This window comes from Acinetobacter sp. S4397-1, assembly GCF_024129285.1.
GTDB lineage: Bacteria > Pseudomonadota > Gammaproteobacteria > Pseudomonadales > Moraxellaceae > Acinetobacter > Acinetobacter lwoffii_C.
Genome location: NZ_JAMXXZ010000003.1, coordinates 74,528 through 93,377, shown reverse-complemented (window position 1 = coordinate 93,377; position 18,850 = coordinate 74,528). Strand labels below are relative to the sequence as shown.

Here is an 18,850-nt window from a genome sequence, read left to right as displayed (position 1 = left end):
CATCTCTCACTTTTAGAATCACAAAACGCTTAATCATCCCTTTCAAACTTATGAATATCATCATGATGATCATATTCAATAAATGAGAGATTTATAAAAGCGAAAAAACAGCCTGTCTTTCAACTTCATGCCTGCTCAAAACGAGCAGTTAATTATATGAAAGCTGATGAATCACTGTCATTTACTACCCAAAAATATTTTACATTTTTCTGAGCGCTTTCAACCTAATTGGCTTAAAACAAGCCGTTTGGAATAACTTTATTTTAAGTAGATCTTAGCCATGTAAAGCTGAATTTCTTCAAAGCACATGTATTCAGATGAAAAGTCGCACATTATGCTGTTTCTTTGTATAAAGTTTTATTATTTTTTATTAGAAATAGTTAAATCACCTATAAAAAATTATTATAAGTTATTATTTCTTATATAAAATTTAGCATTTATTAATTCAAATAAACTCTTAATCTCTACATTAAAATTTGATCTTCTGGCTACTTTAGTCGTCTACCATCTGGAACTTTCCAGGAGCTTAAAGGCCTCAAGAGATGCCTGTTATCACGCTTTCAGCCGCTTATAAGAGCTTGCAGCAGTTTATCCTGCATATTATGACCCTAATAGATCACTTAAAAAATCAGGAGATTTAGCTCTTGAAACAGGCATTTTAACGACCCACAGAATGAAAAAAATTATAACAGCTCATCACGTTATTCACTTTGTGCCCACCAAACTGTTTGTTTAGTTTATAGTCATTCAAAATCGTAAGGACATAAGATTGGACATCAAAATGGATCAAAACCTCGTTCGTGCAGTAGACCACACCATTCGCTCACGTCATTCCGTGCGTGCTTTTTTAGATACTCCGGTCAGCACCGAGCTGCTCAAAGATATTTTAACCGTTGCGAGTCGTGCACCTTCAGGAACTAATATTCAGCCCTGGAAAGTGTATGTGCTGACAGGCAAAAAGCGGGATGAACTGGTACAACGGGTGTGTCAGGCGCAAATCGAATTACAGGCCAATCCTGCGCTAGCAGAACACTATGGCGAAACTTTTTCCTATTATCCGCAGCAATGGTTTTCGCCTTTTATAGAACGTCGTCGTGAAAATGGCTGGGGCTTATATGGCCTGCTCAACATTCAAAAAGGCGAAAAAGAGAAGATGGCTCGTCAGCAGCTGCGAAATTATGAACTGTTTGATGCACCGGTAGGACTCTTCTTTACTTTACATAAGGCACTGGGCATCGGCTCTAAAATGGATGTTTCCATGATGATCCAAAATGTCATGATTGCCGCCAAAGCACGTGGCCTGGATACCTGTCCACAGGCTGCCTGGAATCCTTTTAATCAGCTTGTGCTGGAAGTAGTCGGTGCAGGACAAGAGGAAGAACTGATTTGTGGCATGGCGCTGGGTTATGCCGACCCTGATCATATTATCAACAGCTATATCACACCGCGTGTTCCGGTGGAGGAATTCGCAGTATTTTTAAACAACTGATTAAGAAGTTTTTTTTACTCAAAAAGCCAGGGACAAAGCCCTTGGCTTTTTTTACACTCCACCGCTTTGATGCCTTCTTTAGGCTCGATTGCTCAGGCTAATTTAAACTGCATCCATATTGCAATACAGACCAGCAAGGTCATCACCAAAGCCATATTCAATAATGCATTCCAGAGTAAAAAGTTGAGTAAAACCCCACCCAACAAGCCGCAGGTAAATTGCATACTGCCGATAATGGCACTGGCGGTGCCCGCTCGCGCGCCCTGTTCGGACATGGCCAGTGCCATCGCATTGGGACCGGTAAAACCCACTGCCGCCACGACCAAAAACAGGGCGACCAGAACGGGAATGACTGACTGAGTATCCAGCAGCCCCATAATGAGTAAAGCACTCACCCCAAGGGCTTGTAGCCATAGTCCCAGTTGAAGTCGTCCCCGTATCGTGAAACGTCCCACCAGATGTTTATTAAGCGCTGAAGATAACATGATACCCATCGCATTTACTCCAAATGCATAGGCAAACTGCTGTTCACTCAGCTGGTAACGGTCCATAAAAATAGCCGAAGAGGCACTGATATAACTGAACATGATGCCACCCGACAGACAGCCTACCAGCATTGGATGCCGGAAACTCTCATCCTGGAAAATGGCACGGTACAGACTTAATACCTGCTGAAAGTTCAGTTTCAGCTGCTGTTCCGGCTTTAGCGTTTCTTCAAACAGAAAATGTACGCAAGCCAGCATAAACAGGCCACTCATCATGAGGACCACAAAGATCATGTGCCAATCATAAAAAATTAAAACCCAGGCGCCCAAGCTGGGTGCAACAATCGGTGCGATACTGGTCACAATCATCATGCTGGCAAAAGCTTGAGCGGCCGACTGCATATCCAGACGGTCACGAATCGCAGCACGCACCATGACCACGCCTACACAGCCGCCTAAGGCCTGCAAAATCCGCGCTGCAATCAGGCTCCACTCATTCTGGGCAAAGATACACAACACGCTCGCCACAATATAAAGACAGAGCCCGAAATACAGCGGCGGCTTACGTCCAACCCGGTCACTGATCGGACCATAAATCAGCTGCCCAAGCGCCAGCCCCAGAAAATAGGCAGGTAAACTGTTAGCGACCATCTGGGTACTGACCCCAAAGTCTGCGGCCATTTCTGGCAAGGCAGACAGATACATATCAATGGATAAAGGCCCCAATGCAGTCAGCGAAGCCAATAAAATAATCCAGGACATACGATAAGGCTGCTGTACTGTATTGCTTGAGTTCATGATTTAAGATTTAACGCGATGAATGCAGACAAGTTAACACAGCACATAGTATGATTTATATGGAAATTAAATGTTATCGAGATCGCATTTTTACGCGAATATTCACTCTCCCCCACACCAGACCGAAGGATAAAGGATCACCGTTGAAATCTTGGCTTAATCATCTTAAACGCACCACTTATAATACGACCTTGATGTATAACCTGCGTATGCTGGTCGCGTTTATAGGCACAGCCTTTGTGCCCTATTTTATGGGGCAGCAATTAATGACTATTCCCCTCACCTTGGGAGTGGTAGCAGCTGGCTTAAGCGATATTGATGACCGCTTTTCGGTGCGCATCCTGAATCAACTGTATACCTATCTCGGTTTCTTTATAACCGCTGTTGGTGTGTATCTACTATTTCCTTATCCGATTCTGTTTGCGCTGGCTTTAATTGTCTCCTGTATCGCCCTGATTCTGCTCGGTTCACTGGGACGGCGTTATGCCACAATTTCGTATGGCTGTCTGGTGGTGTCCGTCTATTCCATGCTGGGCGTTGACCTGTTTGATGGCTGGTATGTGCAGGCCGGCTTATTGGTGATTGGGGCCATGTGGTATGGTCTGCTCTCAACCTTAAGCTTTCTCTTCTTTCCGGCCCATCGTGCGCAGGATAGTCTGGCCAAATGCTATGCCTCACTGGGTGACTTTCTATATGCCAAGTCCAATCTGTTTGATGTCGACATGACCCCGAACAGCTATCAGCAGAGTATCATTGAGCTATCTCTGGAAAATGGCAAACTCATTTCGATTTTTAATGAAATGAAAACAGTGCTGTTAACCCGCCTGAAAGGTGACCGTGGTCAGAAGGACACCCGCCGCAGCCTGCAATACTATTTTGTCGCGCAAGATATTCATGAGCGGGCCGACTCGGCACATATTGACTACCAGAAACTGGCCAAGCTGTTTGAACACAGTGATGTGCTGTTCCGTTTTCAACGCATCCTGTCCCTTCAGGCCAAAGCCTGTAAGGACCTGGCGGATAGTATTCAGCTCCGCACCACCTATGTGCATAACAAGCGTTTCAAACATGCCTTTGGCAATCTGAGACAGTCTCTGGAAAAGCTACGACAAGAACAGCAATATGATCAGGTCTGGGTAAATGCCTTATTTTCGCTCTATCAGAACCTGAAGTCGATTGATGCCCAGCTGCGTAATCTGGAAACTGAGCGTCATATCAAATTTGACCGGGCCAAGTATATTGACCACCAGCTGAAAGATGATGATCTTAAAGGCTGGGAGGATATTAAAATCCGGATCAAGCAGCATCTAACCCCTGAATCCGTGCTGTTCCGGCATGCCATCCGCCTGTCGATTGTGCTGCTGATCAGTTATATCTTTGTGCAGTTAACCGATATTGAATATGGTTACTGGATTCTGCTGACGGCCCTGTTTGTCAGCCAGCCTAACTTTAACGCCACCAAACGCCGCTTACGTTTACGCATTATTGGGACGCTGGCCGGTATTACGCTGGGTTATGCGATTTTGTATTTTGTACCTTCGGTAGAAGGACAGTTATTACTGCTGGTCATCAGTGGTATTTTATTCTTTGAATTACGCAGCAAACAGTATGCTCAGGCCACAGCCTTTATTACCATTTTGGCCCTGATTAACTTTAACCTGGATGGAATGGGCTTTGCCGCAGCCTTCCCGCGCATGATCGACACCCTGATTGGCTGTGCGATTGCCTGGTTTGGGGTGAGCTTTATCTTCCCCGACTGGAAATTCCGTCGTCTACCGCGCAGCATCAATCGTACCCTACAAGCCGAGTGTGATTATCTGGGCGAAGTAATTGAACAGTATAAGTCAGGACGCAATAATGGCCTGAAATATCGGGTGGTGCGCCGCGCTGCGCATAATACCGATGCCGAAGTGGCTTCGCTGATTTCAACTTTGGCCACTGAACCCGACTTCGATCCGCAGCAAAAATCACTGGCTTTTGAGTTCTTATGCCTGAACCATACCTTTATCAGCTATATTGCGGCCTTGGGTGCGCATCGGGAAAAAATTCAGGATCAGGATATTTTGGACTTGCTCGACAAGGCGCTGATCGATATTCACGGTGCATTGCTGCATGATGAAATGCCGGATCTGAGTGCTCCCAAGATGCTGCTGGATATTCGTCAACGCCTGTCCGACAATCGGGAAGATGACCAAAAGTCATTAATCATCTTACAGCAGCTATCGCTGATCTTTAGTATTCTGAATCAGCTCAGTCAGTTAAAGCAAAGTTTAAGCCATGAGCACGATCAACAGGCTACCGAACTGGCTTCCCTATAATTTGACTGATTTTGGAACAATATACTCACTGAATGCATCCAATTAATGCTAAACTTTTTAAAGTTTTAAATCTGTTAATTTCATTATGACCGCGAAAAATTTATACGCTTATACCCTACAGCCTGTGAACTATGAAATTTCAGAAGCAGAGCAGCGTCATGCTCAGCTGACGATCTGGCGTAGCACCAATAAAATTGGCATGAAAGCCTGGCTGATCATGGGTGTTATTGTGGCCCTTTCCATTCTGGGTATTATTCTGCTCAAGAACTATTCGACCGTCTTCTGCTGGGTGGCGATTGTCTGTGTGGTGCTGTACTACCTGATTCGTACATTTGGCATGGAATGGTATGTCAAACGCAAGATGAATGAATTTCCAGTTCAGGAAATCAAGGGCATTCGTCTAGGCGTACAACCGCATGGCCTCGTGATGCGCCAGAAAATGGGCATGCAGGAAGGTGTGGGTGCGATTGGCTGGAAAGATATTTACGAGTGGTATAACACCCCTGAATTTATCCTGGTCAATTTCAAGGTAAAGGGCCAGCAAGGTGCCTATATTCTACCAAAACGTATGGACAGCAAGAATTTCTCTTTTGCCACCATTCGCAAACATCTACAAGCTGAAGTGGGCGAGCCGAAGCAGATCTAAATAGAAGTGAAACCCAAAAACCTCCTGCCTGGGCATGGAGGTTTTTTTACAATATTTTTTTATAAAAAATCACCTATATCGCAATATAAATGATAATGAGAATAAATATTATTTTCAAACTCTATAATTTCCAGCTATAATTTTCGTAATTTTGTATAAACCACTTTCATCTGACGCCCATGTTAAAAAAAATGTTTTTCCAAATCCACTGGTTTCTGGGGATTAGCGCTGGTTTGATCCTTTCTATCATGGGAGTCACTGGAGCTATTTATTCTTATGAACAGCAAATCTTAAAATGGATAAATACTGACAGTTATGTGGTTCAGATACAAAATCAACCAAAACTAAGCCCGGCTGAGCTATATCTACGTTTCCAGCAAAACCAGCCTGAGGCCAAAATTAATAGCGTCACGGTGGCCAGCGATCCGGCTGCATCCAGCACAGTGAATATCGCCAAAGAAGGTGCACGACGCGGCCAGAATATTATGCTGAACCCCTACACGGCCGAAGCCCTGCCTGAGCTTAAGGGCCGTGAGTTCTTCCAGTTTGTTCAGCAGTTACACCGCTATTTAACATTGGGTCCTTTCGGCAAGCAAATTACCGGTGCCTGTACCCTGATGCTCATTTTCTTCGTACTGTCCGGCCTGTATTTGCGTTGGCCCAAACGCCATTCAATTAAACAGTGGTTCCTGGTTAAGCCGAAGTTAAAAGGCCGAAATTTTATCTGGGATTTACATGCCGTAGTTGGAACTTGGGTAGTCATTTTCTACCTGCTGCTCGCATGCACCGGCCTGTACTGGTCGTATGACTGGTGGCGTAATGGCATGTTTAAAGTATTAGGAGTCGAGCGTCCCCAACCAACCATGCAGGCCAATGCCAATCCGGGCCGCAGTGGTAAAAATACTGAAAACACTCTGCCTCCAGAAACAACTGTGCAGATACTGGAGCAAAGCTGGATGGGTTTTAATACAGAATTCTCCGATAGATACTCGAGCGTGACGTTTACTCTTCCGAAAAAAGCCGATGGTAAAATAGAGTTGAGTTTCGTGGACCCGATCCCCCAGCATGAACGTGCGCGAAATACGGCAAGTTATCATTATTCTGATGCTAAGTTTTATGATGTCCAGCTCTATAAAGATAAAAAGTTAAATGAAAAAATTATGAGCAGCATGTTGCCCGTCCACCGGGGGAGCTTCTTTGGTCCGGTCTACCAGTTCCTAGTCATGCTGGCAGCTTTAACAATGCCTCTATTCTTCGTGACCGGCTGGATGCTGTATCTGAAACGCCGTAAACAGAAGAAACTGACGTTGGCTGCCCGTCAAAGTGCTACTGCCATTCCTTTAGATTCAAATACCACCCCCTGGCTGATTGCCTATGCTTCACAAACCGGTGTCTCCGAGCAGTTGGCCTGGCGTACTGCAACCGCCTTACAAGAAGCGCGTCAACCGGTTAAAGTTAAAACAGTACAGCAGTTAAGCCTGAGTGATCTGCAACAGGCTGAACAGGTGTTATTTGTTGCCAGCACCTATGGCACCGGCGAAGCGCCGGATCTGGCCGCATCTTTTGAGAAAAAAATCCTGTCTGCAAAAACCAACCTCAGTCATTTAAGTTATGCAGTTCTAGCACTCGGCTCCCAGGAATATCCAGACACCTATTGCAGTTTTGGCCATCGTATTGATGCATGGTTGCAGCAGAATGCCGCCACACCATTATTCCCGACCATTGAAGTGGATAATGCCAATCATGAACATATCCAGCAGTGGAATCAGGCACTGGCACAGGTCACGCAACTGGAATTACAAGCCATGCGCATTGACAAGACTTTTGATTCATGGACTTTGCATCAACGTGAGCTGCTCAATCCGGGCAGTCTGGGTGCGCCAGCCTTTAGTATTGAACTGACTCCTCAGCATGAAGCCATCTGGCAGGCAGGTGATATTGCCGAAATTCAGCCCGGCAATAGTCCTGAGCGGATTCAAGCCTTCCTTAATGAACATCAGATTGCAGCTGGTACACAGGTCCCATCTCTGCAACAAAGCATTGAACAGGCTCTGTGGGATCGTGACCTGACTCAAGCCAAGCCTTTTGGCTCTCTGGAGCAGCTACTTGAGCAATTACCTGTTCTGTCTACCCGGGAATATTCGATTGCCAGTATTCCCAGCCAGCAGGTTTTACGCCTAGTGGTTCGTCAACAAAGCGATACCCAAGGCCGCTTCGGTCTGGGTTCAGGCTGGCTGACCGAGCATGCGCCGTTAAATACTTCAATTGCCTTACGTATCCGTAACAATGAATCCTTCCATCTGGTGGATGATAACCGTCCAATTATCTGTATTGGTAATGGTACTGGCATTGCCGGCCTACTCAGTCTGCTGAGCGCACGTAACCGTCAGGACTATACACAAAACTGGCTAATCTTCGGCGAGCGCCAGCGTGAACACGATTTCTTCTTTGCAGAAACGATTCAGGCATGGCTACAGATGGGCACACTGCAACGTCTGGATCTGGCCTTCTCTCGCGACCAGCCGGAAAAAGTCTATGTACATCATAAGCTACGTGAACAGGCAGAAGAGCTAAAAACCTGGATTGCTCAGGGTGCAGTGATTTATGTATGCGGTAGCATTAATGGCATGGCCAGTGATGTTGATCAAGCCTTGATCGAGATTCTCGGAGAAAGTAGTGTCGATCAGTTACGCCAGGATGGCCGTTATCGTCGTGATGTGTATTAAAACGATATAAAATCAAAAAAACCGGGCAAAGCTGTCCGGTTTTTTATTGCATACAGAGATGACAACTTAATCTGTTCTTAAACAATCAGGAAATAAAAATTTCCAGTCAACTTAAACACAGCCTGAGCTTGATCTTTACGGTGCTACTGCTCATGAACGGGGTCTGGACAGCCCCTCTCACTTTAAACAACTGTCCGGACAGCGCAGCAGCATATGTCCAGCCATATCCGGATAACTTGAGGGTTATCACGGGCGAACTCGGCTTTCAGGAAAAATATACTGAAGCTCAATGCATGGACCACTATCTGCGTTCCACCTATCCACAGCTTCGCAATCAGATCATAGCGGAAGACCGCAGCACCAGCACTGCACATACTTCATTCACTCATAATCTTAAAGCAGGATCTCAAGCTTCATGACCCGATCACTATTGTCACTAACGGCTTCATACGCCACGCGCCCGTGCGATTGCCTAACATGAGAGCTATCAGCATGTCATCAACCTCAGTTCCGCCATTCCCCTGTGTATTCGCTATCACTTCTCACTTCTGGTTAGGCAAATAGTTTGCGTTGATGAGTGGCTCTTCAATGGATATGAGGGTCTATTTAAATACATCCTAATGTAAACGGATCTGCCGCGGCAACGGCAGATCCGGATTTTTAAACAGTTCGGGTTTTTGTATATAGATCTGATAGAGATAATTTTTAATATCAAGCAGTAACTTTTCTGGCGCCACCAGAATATTTTGCCCTTCCGGAGTTAAATCCAGTGAAAGAATGGTCTTTTCCTGACGCAAAAAAGGAATGACTTTCTCAACAAAATCCTTGAGACTGATTTCCTGGACCTGATAATTGGCCCAGTTGTCTTTTATCAGCAGCCTGGCCAAACCCTTGCTTTGCCAGCTGGCAAAAGCCCGTTGTCCGGTCGGAGTCGCACAAAGTGCCCAGCCGTCTTGATAAAGTGCAAAAATGCCTGCATTGGCGACAATCGCTTCAATATACTGTTTATAGGCATATTTGGGATCGTAAGCAGAATTTTGGGTTTTTGAGGCGGCTTTGCGCTGATATGGATTTCTCATGGCCATGAAATCTTCAAATTATTATAGACTTTGGATTCTAGGGAATAATCAGATTTTAGGCAAGAAAGATATGGTGGGCGCTGACGGGATCGAACCGCCGACATTCTGCTTGTAAGGCAGACGCTCTACCAACTGAGCTAAGCGCCCTGAGGAATAAAATAGCAGGGCTATTTTATGACGCAAGACCAACAAGTCTTGGTATGAATATCTTAAACTCAGGAATTTAAGCAGAATGATCTTAGGATGGCGCAGCGGACGGGGCTCGAACCCGCGACCCCCGGCGTGACAGGCCGGTATTCTAACCAACTGAACTACCGCTGCATCGTAAGAATCTGGTGGGCGCTGACGGGATCGAACCGCCGACATTCTGCTTGTAAGGCAGACGCTCTACCAACTGAGCTAAGCGCCCTGATAAAGAGTGTCAATCTTTAGTTTTATTAAATCTAAGCTCAGGGACCTAAATCTAATCTCTCTTGAGATGGCGCAGCGGACGGGGCTCGAACCCGCGACCCCCGGCGTGACAGGCCGGTATTCTAACCAACTGAACTACCGCTGCATCGCAAAAGAATCTGGTGGGCGCTGACGGGATCGAACCGCCGACATTCTGCTTGTAAGGCAGACGCTCTACCAACTGAGCTAAGCGCCCTCAAAAGGTCAATCATGTAAATGGCGCAGCGGACGGGGCTCGAACCCGCGACCCCCGGCGTGACAGGCCGGTATTCTAACCAACTGAACTACCGCTGCACTTACACAATGTCACTATTGCGGCAAACGAATATCAAGATCTTAAAGTGGCGCAGCGGACGGGGCTCGAACCCGCGACCCCCGGCGTGACAGGCCGGTATTCTAACCAACTGAACTACCGCTGCACTATAAGGTCTCAACGTGAAAGAAGCTTGGTGGGCGCTGACGGGATCGAACCGCCGACATTCTGCTTGTAAGGCAGACGCTCTACCAACTGAGCTAAGCGCCCTTTCTAAACGTCTTCATCGTTTGATGAGGTGCATTATAGAGAATCCTCACAGACTGTCAAACGCTTTTCTGACTGTTTTCCACTTTTTCAGTGTGAGTGATTAAAAAATAGGTTAATTGTTAAAAAAAACAATACTTTTTGTTTATTTTTTAAGTTTATAGCAAATTTCAAGTGCTTTCTTTGAGCAGCGATCTGCGCTTTTTCAGCTCTTAAATGAAAATTTAGGCCAGCACTTACCGAAAACGTCAAGACTGCTGAAAGATTATACAGGGCCTCAAAACTCTTCAGGTGATAATCCTGTAATTCAAACATTTTCAGTCTTTCTCGAGTTTTAATATTTTATGATCCAGTCCTGTCGCTAACTTTCCTTTCCCTCATATCCCCCTCAGACCATCCAGTAGTGAATTTAACACTCAGGACTTAATCCACTTGGTGAAAATAAGTGATATTTCATCTGATTTTATTCATTCATCTGTCTTACTTTTAAAGATTCAGGTTCAATCTCCAGCGGCTGTTCCGAAAGATAGACCAGTGCGTCTTCATTCACCAGACGAAACAGCTGTGCTATATCTGCATTGCGCATCCGGATACAGCCATGTGACCTCGGCGTACCCATTGGTTCTGAATCTGGTGTGCCATGAATATAGATATAACGCTGATAGGTATCGCAGCCTTCGCCCTGATTAAAGCCGGCTTCCAGACCACAAAGCCACAAAATACGGCTTAAAATCCAGTCCCGCTCAGGAAACTGGGCTGCCAGCTCAGCATCATAAATCTCACCCGTGGCCTGACGGGCAATAAATACACTGTTTAAAGGCACTTCCTGACCAAATTTTTCTGCCACCTTATGCCAGCCACGCGGGGTCTTGCCACTATTTTCAGTTTCACCTATCCCGTTTTTTCCACTTGAAATCAGATAGCTCTTATTAAAGCGCGGCAAATGCAGTTTTTGCTGGGCTAAATCAATCAGAATTTCGGCCTGAGCCAGCTGTAAGTTATTCATGACTTATCATTCTCGGTCTTTTTCTTGATTAAAGAAGATACTGAGGTGGCGATCTGCTCATGTTGCTGGTTCTCTGGCAGGGGTTCAGGACGGCGCCATAACCAAATAGCCACAATCAGCAAGATGATATCAGTAAAGATTTTGACAGCGACAGGTGCTGGGGTCACCAGCATAATGATTCCACTGATCAGCATCATGATACTGGCCAACCATTTGGCCTTACGAGGCACCGTACCATTGGCTCGCCAGGCGCTAAGCGTAGGCCCATATTTTGGATGGTTAAGTAGCCATTCATCCATCTGTGGCCAACCTTTAGAAGCTGCCCAGGCAGCCAGAATTAAAAAGACTGTTGTTGGCATACCCGGCAAAAATGCACCGATAAAACCTAGGATCACAAACACCACCACTAGGCTTCGCCAAAACAACATTTTCATAAATCAGTCCCAACCCCGGAATTAGGGTAGTATAAAGTGTTTTTATCTGCTCTCCGTTATATTTCTGCACTTTCACAGGTCACGTGATGCCCTTTTCCCGTCTAAATCAAAATTTTGTAGAAACATGGCAATGCTATCAGCACCCTTTGGTACGACAACTGGCCTTCGCTGTCGGCAGCCCCAACATCCTGTCCGGACTCCCAGATGAGCTGACGATTGTGCATGGTTTTGAGCTACACAATAACCAGCACTGGCAGCAGCATCTACAGCACTATCATCCGCGCCTGAAATATCTAGATCAGCATCCACAAGAACTGGAAGATTTTGTCAGGCAACTGAAAAGCACCCGGCTCGGCCTGCGCTTTGAAATGCTGATCTGGTTCTGGTTATTGGATGATGCTTATCATCCTTACCAACTTTTAGGACATAGTATTCAGAAAATTGACGGCGCCAAAACACTGGGTGAGCTGGATTTTTTACTGTTAAATAGCGATAGCGGTCTGGTTGAGCACTGGGAAATCGCCCTGAAATATTATCTGGCTGAGGCCGATTTCAGCCTGCCGCACTGGTATGGACTGAATCGCAGTGATACTTTAATCCGGAAAATGAAGCATTTTACCCAGAAACAGTTTCAGTTTACCGAGGCGCTTGGGCATCCTATCCAAAAACGTTTTTGTGTGATTAAGGGCCAACTTTATCTACCACTTCATCGTGCTGATCAACCCCTGCCCGCATGGGTAAATACTGGACGGCGTCTGGGTTTATGGGGACAGCAGATTCCCGATCCCAGCTCCGGTTTTTATCGTCTGCAACGACATGAATGGATTTATCCAAATGCTCAGCCGAGCAGTTTAAAGCCATATTGGTGGACAGATGGATTATATAAAAAAGCAGATCAAGAAGATTTTTATATGTACCGCAATCCCTTACTACTTCCTTTATCTACACATAAGTCACTATAAAACATTACATCTATTAACCGAAGCACTATGAAAACCTCATGTTTTTTAGAACATATATTTTCTAATCTAAGTTCCACATCATAATAATTTTATTATTGATTATATGGAGATGATGATGAAAAAAATTCTTGCTACTTCATTGCTAATGGCTTTTGTATTGACTGGTTGTAATACGTTCAAAGGTCTGGGAAAAGACGTTTCCAAAGCTGGAGATACTGTCACTAATACTGCGGAAAAAACGTCTGAAGAAATCCGTCACAATTAAGTTTTTTTAAGTACCAGGAAGCCCTATCTACGATAGGGTTTTTTTATGTGGCATATTCACATTCCAGCTTATATTCCCCTATTATAGAAGCCATAAATTTACCCACTTAAGAATACCCTATGGACTCTTCTGCCACTCTAGACTTAAGCCTGCAACTGTTACGCCAGCCTTCTATTACCCCTCTGGATCATGACTGCCAGACGATCATGGCGGAACGTTTAAAGCAGATCGGCTTTCATATTGAAGCCATGCGCTTTGAAGATGTGGATAATATCTGGGCGCGTAAAGGAACAGAAGACCCGGTATTCTGCTTTGCTGGCCATACGGATGTGGTACCTACAGGAAATCTGCAAGCCTGGAACTCGGACCCATTTCAGCCAGAAATCCGTGATGGCAAGCTCTATGGTCGTGGCAGTGCCGATATGAAAACAGCGCTAGCTGCTATGGTGGTGGCCACTGAGCATTTTGTAGCAAAATATCCAAATCATAAAGGCTCGATTGCCTATCTGATTACTTCAGATGAAGAGGGTCCCTCCATCAATGGTACGGTAAAAGTCATTGAGACGCTGGAGGCACGCAATGAAAAAATCACCTGGTGTCTGGTGGGCGAACCATCAAGCACACATCAACTCGGCGATATTATCAAAAATGGCCGTCGCGGTTCATTAAATGCCCATCTAACGGTTAAAGGCAAACAAGGCCATGTGGCTTATCCGCAGCTTGCAGTGAATCCGATCCATACTGCCTCTCAAGCTATTGCAGAATTATGTAATACGGTCTGGGATCATGGCAATGCCTATTTCCCGGCCACTTCTTTCCAGATTTCCAATATCAATGCCGGTACGGGTGCAACCAATGTGGTACCGGGCAGCATGGAACTGCTGTTTAACTTCCGTTATTCCACCGAAGTGACTGCCGAAGAACTTAAGGCACGTACCCTTGAGATTCTGGACCGTCATGGGGTGGAGTATGACATTTCCTGGACATTGTCTGGCTTGCCATTTCTGACCCCGGTGGGCGAACTGGTAAATGCTGCCAAAGATGCCATCTTGAGTGTGAAAGGTCGTGAGGCCGAACTGTCTACCTCTGGTGGAACCTCGGACGGCCGCTTTATTGCCCCTACTGGCGCTCAGGTGCTGGAGCTTGGGGTGCTGAATGCCACCATCCACCAGATCAATGAACATGTAGATATTGCCGATCTAGAGCCACTGGCTGAAATTTATGAGCAGATTCTGGTGAACTTACTGAGCCACTAAGCGCTAGATGAAGACATAAAAAAGGAACTCCGTAGAGTTCCTTTTTTATGTCTATATTCTTATAGACCGAGTGTAGCCTGAATATGTGCCATATTCGGGATATGGAATAACTGTTCTGCCATACGGACATACTGGAATACGGCAGGATCATGATCGGACTGCTCCGCATCCACCACTTCAGAAATACGTAAACGGATCGTTTTTGGCATTTCATTGCACATCAGGGCAAAACGCTGGTGGATTTCATCCCCTTCAATCACCAGAGCCACCCCCTGTTGCTGAGAAGGTTCATTCACCGCATAGACCGGCAGTTTGGCTTCATGCCACTCTACGGTTTTGACTTGGGTCGAACTATCCAGCGCTGACAAAACAATATTTTGCGGTAATAGCATCGGCGCTTTGCCGTGACAGTCAATAATATAAGCATCAATAAATCCGGTAGAGACCGTAATTAAATGCTGTAATTCCTGCTGGCTAATCTGATCAGCCATCGTGCTGCTTAAGTTACTCTGACTCATCTATGACCCCTGTTGTACTGCAATGATTTCCTGAATATTCTCCAGCAACTCTGCTTCCTGGAACGGTTTACCCATATAGTGAGTAACCCCCAGACTGAACGCCCGTTCGCGATGTTTTTCACCGGTTCGCGATGTGATCATGATAATTGGCAGGTTACAGTGAATATCATGGTGACGAACCAGGTTGGTCACCTCGAAACCATCCATACGCGGCATCTCAATATCAAGCAGCATCAGATCCGGACGGATATTTTCAAGCTGCTCAATCGCATCGACACCATCTTTCGCAGTTACCACATCATAACCCTGACGTTCTAGCAAACGTGAAGTTACCTTACGCACTGTCACCGAGTCATCCACAATCATCACCAGACGACGTGTATTCGAGTAGCGTGAACTATCACGATGATCTTGCAACTGTTTCAGACGCTGGGTGGTCTGAATCTGACGGGCAATATTCTGGCCATCCAGAATCAAACAGACCTGACCATCACCCAGAATCGTTGCGCCAGCCACTACGCCAATATTGGCAAACTGCTGACCCACTGGTTTCACGACAATCTGGGCACGTGAGCCGACCAGCTGATCAACCAGCAAGGCAATGGTCTGACCACTATTGCCTTTGATCAGCAGTACCGGAAGTGAATGACCGATATTGTTCAGACGTGGAATTGGCTGATTGGCAACAAATTCGGACAAAGAACGTAGCTTGTAATTTTCATTATCAATCTTGAAGTGGTCATCTTTACTATTAAAGTAAGTTTCCAGTGTTGACGGCGCAATACGGACAATACGGTCAATCTGGGCCAGTGGAATGGCATATTGCTGATCGCCCACTTTCACCATCAGGGCATCGCTGACCGCCACTGTTGTAGGAACGCGAATGCTGAAGGTGGTTCCCTTGCCTAACTCGGATGTCACCGAGACATGACCGCCGAGCAGCTTGATCTGACTTTGTACGACATCCAGCCCGACCCCACGACCGGAAATCTGGGTAACCGCTGTGGCAGTACTAAAGCCAGGATGGAAAATCAGCTGCAAGATTTCTTCCTGATCCAGCATCTGATCTTCTTTGATGAGGCCCAGGCCAAGAGCCTTTTCCCGAATCTTTCCGGCATCAATGCCTTTACCGTCATCACTGAAGGAAACGATAACATCTGTTCCTTGGCGGCTAATATTTAATACAATAGCGCCCACTTCCGGCTTGTGCAGTGCAAGACGCTCAGCGCGATCTTCCAGACCATGGTCAATCGCATTACGCAGCATATGCTCAAATGGAGTCACCAGACGTTCCAGAATATTACGGTCCAATTCCCCCTCACTATTCTGTACGATTAATTCGGCAGGACGGCTCAAGCTGGTCGATGTCTGACGTACAATACGTTGCAAGCGCGGCAGCATGCGGTCAAATGGAACCAGACGGGTACGCATCAGGCTCTCCTGAATCTCGGCCTGAATCCGTGACTGTTGCAATAACAAGCCTTCAGTTTCACGAATCTTGTCTGCCAGGGTACTTTTGAAATCCACCAAGTCAGATGCCGACTCCGCCAGAGATTTAGACAGCTGGTTCAAAGAAGAATATTGGTCCATTTCCAGTGGGTCAAAGTCTGCATAACGCGAGTTTTCTGAACCGTGTTTGGCAATAATCTGGGATTCCAGCTCACCTTCCATTCGGCGTAACTGATCGGCCAGACGCTTGATCGCAAGCTCCATCTCGTTCAGGGTATTGCCCAGCTGCCCCAAATCCATCTCGATACGGGAACGGTTAATCGCGTTCTCACCTGACAGGTCGATCATCTTCTCCACCAGATCGGCCGAGATACGGATCATCTCATTGCTAGTATCACCTGTACCCGTATGCGCCCACTCACCCATCATCTGAGGTGGTTCAGTACCATCACCTTCTATAAACTCGAAACTAGGAACCGCAGCCAGATGTTCAGTTTTGGCCAGGTGTTCAGGTAATTGTGCCGTTACATCTACATACTGGATCTTTGCCAGACCGCTTTGAATCTGCTCAACATTGCTATAGTCGCGCTGGAAAATTGCCTGTTTTAGCCAGGCCAGCGTTTTTTGCAACAGGCCATCATACGCATTCGAGTTAAAATGATAGACTGCAAACTGCTCGAAAGTAGTTTCCAGCTCATAGGCAATGCTCGCAACCGTTTCATTGTCAATCATACGTGCGCCACCTTTAATACTGTGGGCGGCACGTTGTAATTGTAGTAACAAGCTACGGTCACTACGCTGTTCAAACCATTGCTTCAGCAATTTTTCTGCATTGTCGAGAACTTCTTCAGATTCTTCCAGGAAGCTTTCTTCAACGATAGATTTCAGCTCATCCTCTGCCGAAAGCTCGGCAGCAACTGCCGCCAGTTCAAGACCAGATTCTATTGCTGCCGGTTTTTCAGATATCAGCTCATTTGCTAAATCACCCAGCGCATCAGCCTGCGCTGTATTCTCCAGCTCAACACTTGCTGGTACTCCCGTTTCAACAGGTGTCTCAACCGCCTGTCCTGCTGCCAGCGTCTGAATATTTTGCAGAATTGCAATCGCTTCAGGTGCCGGATAGTCAATGCCTTCATCACGCATCGCCTGGATACGGTCAGAAACGTTGTCCTGTACCAGACGAATCATCTGGATTAAAGCGGGAGTGACCTGAATTTGCTGGCGAATAATCCGCTCATAAATACTTTCCAGTTCATGCGCAATTGCACCAATATGTGACGCCATAATCATGTTTGCGCCCCCTTTCAAGGTATGCAAATGGCGCATCAGATTATTTAATGAAGCCGTGTCATTTTGTTTTTTGGTCCAGCTATTCAGGTCTTCATCAATACTGACCAACAATTCATCTGCTTCTTCCAGGAAAATATTCAGCAGGTCTTCATCAAAGTCACGCTGTGCCTCACTACTTTCAAGCAGCTGACGGTCTGCGGCAATCCGCTGGCTTAATACAGCAAAATCCACACTGCCCGTAGTAGCGGCTTCAGCTAATGGCTCTGTTTGAATGAACGTATTTTCTACCGGAGTTTCTGTACACTCATCCTTCAAGATTTCCAGATCCTGCTGTACAAATGCCGACAGTTCGCCCAGGGTCTTATGCACTTGTTCGCTTAAGATCACCCGCTGTCCCGCTGCCAGTGTATCAAACAGATGGATGAATTCCTGATGCGCCTGCGCAAACAGCTCATAAGCATAATTACTGCCGAGCAGTACCGGCTTTTCCAGCAAGGCATCATAGGCCAGTTTCAGATCAGCAGTAAACTCATGGATGCCAAGTGCTGCGCGATTATCGGTATGTGCAAGCAGTTCTGCTGCCTGCTGGCTTAAAGCCTGAATATATTCCGGATAATCCATCTGGGCACGTTTATCAAACTCAAACTCGGCATCCAGCAACAGATCAATATTCAGCTCAACCAGTTTGGAAACCAGACCTTGAGTTTCCGGACGATCTGCTTCACTGGCTGCATAGCCATAATCATCCCAAACCTTGATGAAAGTAGCATAGACCTTGTTCAGGGCTTCCTGCTCACTCTGGCCCAATAAATGCAAATAATCACTGATAAATTCAGCATACTGGATCAATAAAGCCGTCTCTTTAGAGGTCGAAACGATTTCATCCTGTACCAGAGTTTTAAACAAATGTTCTACTTTGGAGCTGGCATCAAAAATCTGCTCGATTTGCGCCATGGATGAACTGCCACGTAAAGTATGAATGGCACGAATCAGGGCATTATAATCCTGAGTTTTTTCATCTTCATTGCCCAGGAATCTGGCAATTGTTTCAAGATGCTCTTCTGCTTCTTCAATAAAGATTGCGACAGTTTCATCAATATCATTCTGAGCCATCGTGTCCTGATTTTCAGCGGCCTGTTCTGGACTAAGCGGAGCACTA

At 46.0% G+C, this 18,850-nt stretch carries 13 protein-coding genes, 8 tRNA genes and 1 pseudogene; 8 read left to right on the top strand and 14 right to left on the bottom strand.

From position 1 onward, the window contains the following. The first annotated feature begins 781 nt into the window (after positions 1 to 781). Positions 782 to 1,489: a nitroreductase gene (locus tag NI467_RS02965; protein ID WP_253150818.1), complete on the top strand. Its 708-nt coding sequence runs from the start codon at positions 782 to 784 to the stop codon at positions 1,487 to 1,489. 92 nt (positions 1,490 to 1,581) lie between these two features. On the opposite strand, the gene NI467_RS02960 is transcribed toward NI467_RS02965, so the two are convergent. Further along, a complete protein-coding gene (locus NI467_RS02960; RefSeq protein ID WP_253150816.1) occupies positions 1,582 to 2,772 on the bottom strand; it encodes a multidrug effflux MFS transporter in 1,191 nt (396 codons plus the stop codon). A 143-nt stretch (positions 2,773 to 2,915) separates the two neighbouring features. Between NI467_RS02960 and yccS the strand changes: the two genes are divergently transcribed. From yccS to NI467_RS02940, 4 genes are all read left to right on the top strand, one after another. Further along, on the top strand, positions 2,916 to 5,090 hold the full coding sequence (gene yccS / locus NI467_RS02955; protein WP_151204732.1) for a YccS family putative transporter: 2,175 nt from the start codon (positions 2,916 to 2,918) through the stop codon (positions 5,088 to 5,090). 85 nt (positions 5,091 to 5,175) lie between these two features. After that, positions 5,176 to 5,736: a hypothetical protein gene (locus NI467_RS02950; RefSeq protein WP_151204731.1), complete on the top strand. Its 561-nt coding sequence runs from the start codon at positions 5,176 to 5,178 to the stop codon at positions 5,734 to 5,736. A 179-nt stretch (positions 5,737 to 5,915) separates the two neighbouring features. Beyond that, on the top strand, positions 5,916 to 8,462 hold the full coding sequence (locus NI467_RS02945) for a sulfite reductase flavoprotein subunit alpha (RefSeq protein WP_253150813.1): 2,547 nt from the start codon (positions 5,916 to 5,918) through the stop codon (positions 8,460 to 8,462). Between the two features lie 152 nt (positions 8,463 to 8,614). Further along, positions 8,615 to 8,881, top strand: a complete 267-nt coding sequence (locus NI467_RS02940) for a hypothetical protein (protein ID WP_253150812.1) — start codon at positions 8,615 to 8,617, stop codon at positions 8,879 to 8,881. A 198-nt stretch (positions 8,882 to 9,079) separates the two neighbouring features. Here NI467_RS02940 and NI467_RS02935 read toward each other — a convergent pair whose 3' ends face one another. The 11 genes from NI467_RS02935 to NI467_RS02885 all read right to left on the bottom strand — a co-directional run bounded on the left by NI467_RS02935 (position 9,080) and on the right by NI467_RS02885 (position 11,951). Continuing rightward, a complete protein-coding gene (locus NI467_RS02935; protein ID WP_253150949.1) occupies positions 9,080 to 9,541 on the bottom strand; it encodes a DUF2750 domain-containing protein in 462 nt (153 codons plus the stop codon). Positions 9,542 to 9,612: 71 nt separating this feature from the next. Continuing rightward, positions 9,613 to 9,688, bottom strand: a tRNA-Val gene (locus tag NI467_RS02930). Between the two features lie 97 nt (positions 9,689 to 9,785). Further along, positions 9,786 to 9,862, bottom strand: a tRNA-Asp gene (locus NI467_RS02925). 12 nt (positions 9,863 to 9,874) lie between these two features. Further along, positions 9,875 to 9,950 (bottom strand) — tRNA-Val (locus NI467_RS02920). 70 nt (positions 9,951 to 10,020) lie between these two features. Beyond that, positions 10,021 to 10,097, bottom strand: a tRNA-Asp gene (locus tag NI467_RS02915). Positions 10,098 to 10,111: 14 nt separating this feature from the next. Next, a tRNA-Val gene (locus NI467_RS02910) sits at positions 10,112 to 10,187 on the bottom strand. A 21-nt stretch (positions 10,188 to 10,208) separates the two neighbouring features. After that, positions 10,209 to 10,285, bottom strand: a tRNA-Asp gene (locus tag NI467_RS02905). 48 nt (positions 10,286 to 10,333) lie between these two features. Beyond that, positions 10,334 to 10,410, bottom strand: a tRNA-Asp gene (locus NI467_RS02900). Positions 10,411 to 10,438: 28 nt separating this feature from the next. After that, positions 10,439 to 10,514 (bottom strand) — tRNA-Val (locus tag NI467_RS02895). Positions 10,515 to 10,974: 460 nt separating this feature from the next. Beyond that, a complete protein-coding gene (gene elsL / locus NI467_RS02890; protein ID WP_253150810.1) occupies positions 10,975 to 11,517 on the bottom strand; it encodes a cell wall-recycling L,D-carboxypeptidase ElsL in 543 nt (180 codons plus the stop codon). Next, positions 11,514 to 11,951, bottom strand: coding sequence for a YbaN family protein (locus NI467_RS02885; RefSeq protein WP_253150808.1), 438 nt, complete (start codon positions 11,949 to 11,951; stop codon positions 11,514 to 11,516). The genes elsL and NI467_RS02885 overlap by 4 nt, the downstream gene beginning before the upstream one ends. 86 nt (positions 11,952 to 12,037) lie before the next feature. On the opposite strand from NI467_RS02885, the gene NI467_RS02880 reads away from it, so the two are divergent. The 3 genes from NI467_RS02880 (at position 12,038) to dapE (ending at position 14,434) form a co-directional block, all read left to right on the top strand. After that, positions 12,038 to 12,913: a DUF1853 family protein gene (locus NI467_RS02880; RefSeq protein WP_253150806.1), complete on the top strand. Its 876-nt coding sequence runs from the start codon at positions 12,038 to 12,040 to the stop codon at positions 12,911 to 12,913. A gap of 115 nt (positions 12,914 to 13,028) precedes the next feature. Further along, positions 13,029 to 13,178, top strand: coding sequence for an entericidin A/B family lipoprotein (locus NI467_RS02875; RefSeq protein ID WP_151204724.1), 150 nt, complete (start codon positions 13,029 to 13,031; stop codon positions 13,176 to 13,178). 119 nt (positions 13,179 to 13,297) lie between these two features. Further along, positions 13,298 to 14,434 carry a succinyl-diaminopimelate desuccinylase gene (gene dapE, locus NI467_RS02870; RefSeq protein ID WP_253150798.1) on the top strand — a complete coding sequence of 379 codons (1,137 nt, stop codon included), beginning with the start codon at positions 13,298 to 13,300 and terminating at the stop codon, positions 14,432 to 14,434. A gap of 59 nt (positions 14,435 to 14,493) precedes the next feature. Here dapE and NI467_RS02865 read toward each other — a convergent pair whose 3' ends face one another. Beyond that, complete coding sequence (locus tag NI467_RS02865; protein WP_253150796.1) at positions 14,494 to 14,952, bottom strand: hypothetical protein; 459 nt, start codon at positions 14,950 to 14,952, stop codon at positions 14,494 to 14,496. Then, positions 14,953 to 18,792: pseudogene (locus NI467_RS02860) on the bottom strand (Hpt domain-containing protein); the annotation flags it as partial. Between the last annotated feature and the right edge of the window lie 58 nt (positions 18,793 to 18,850).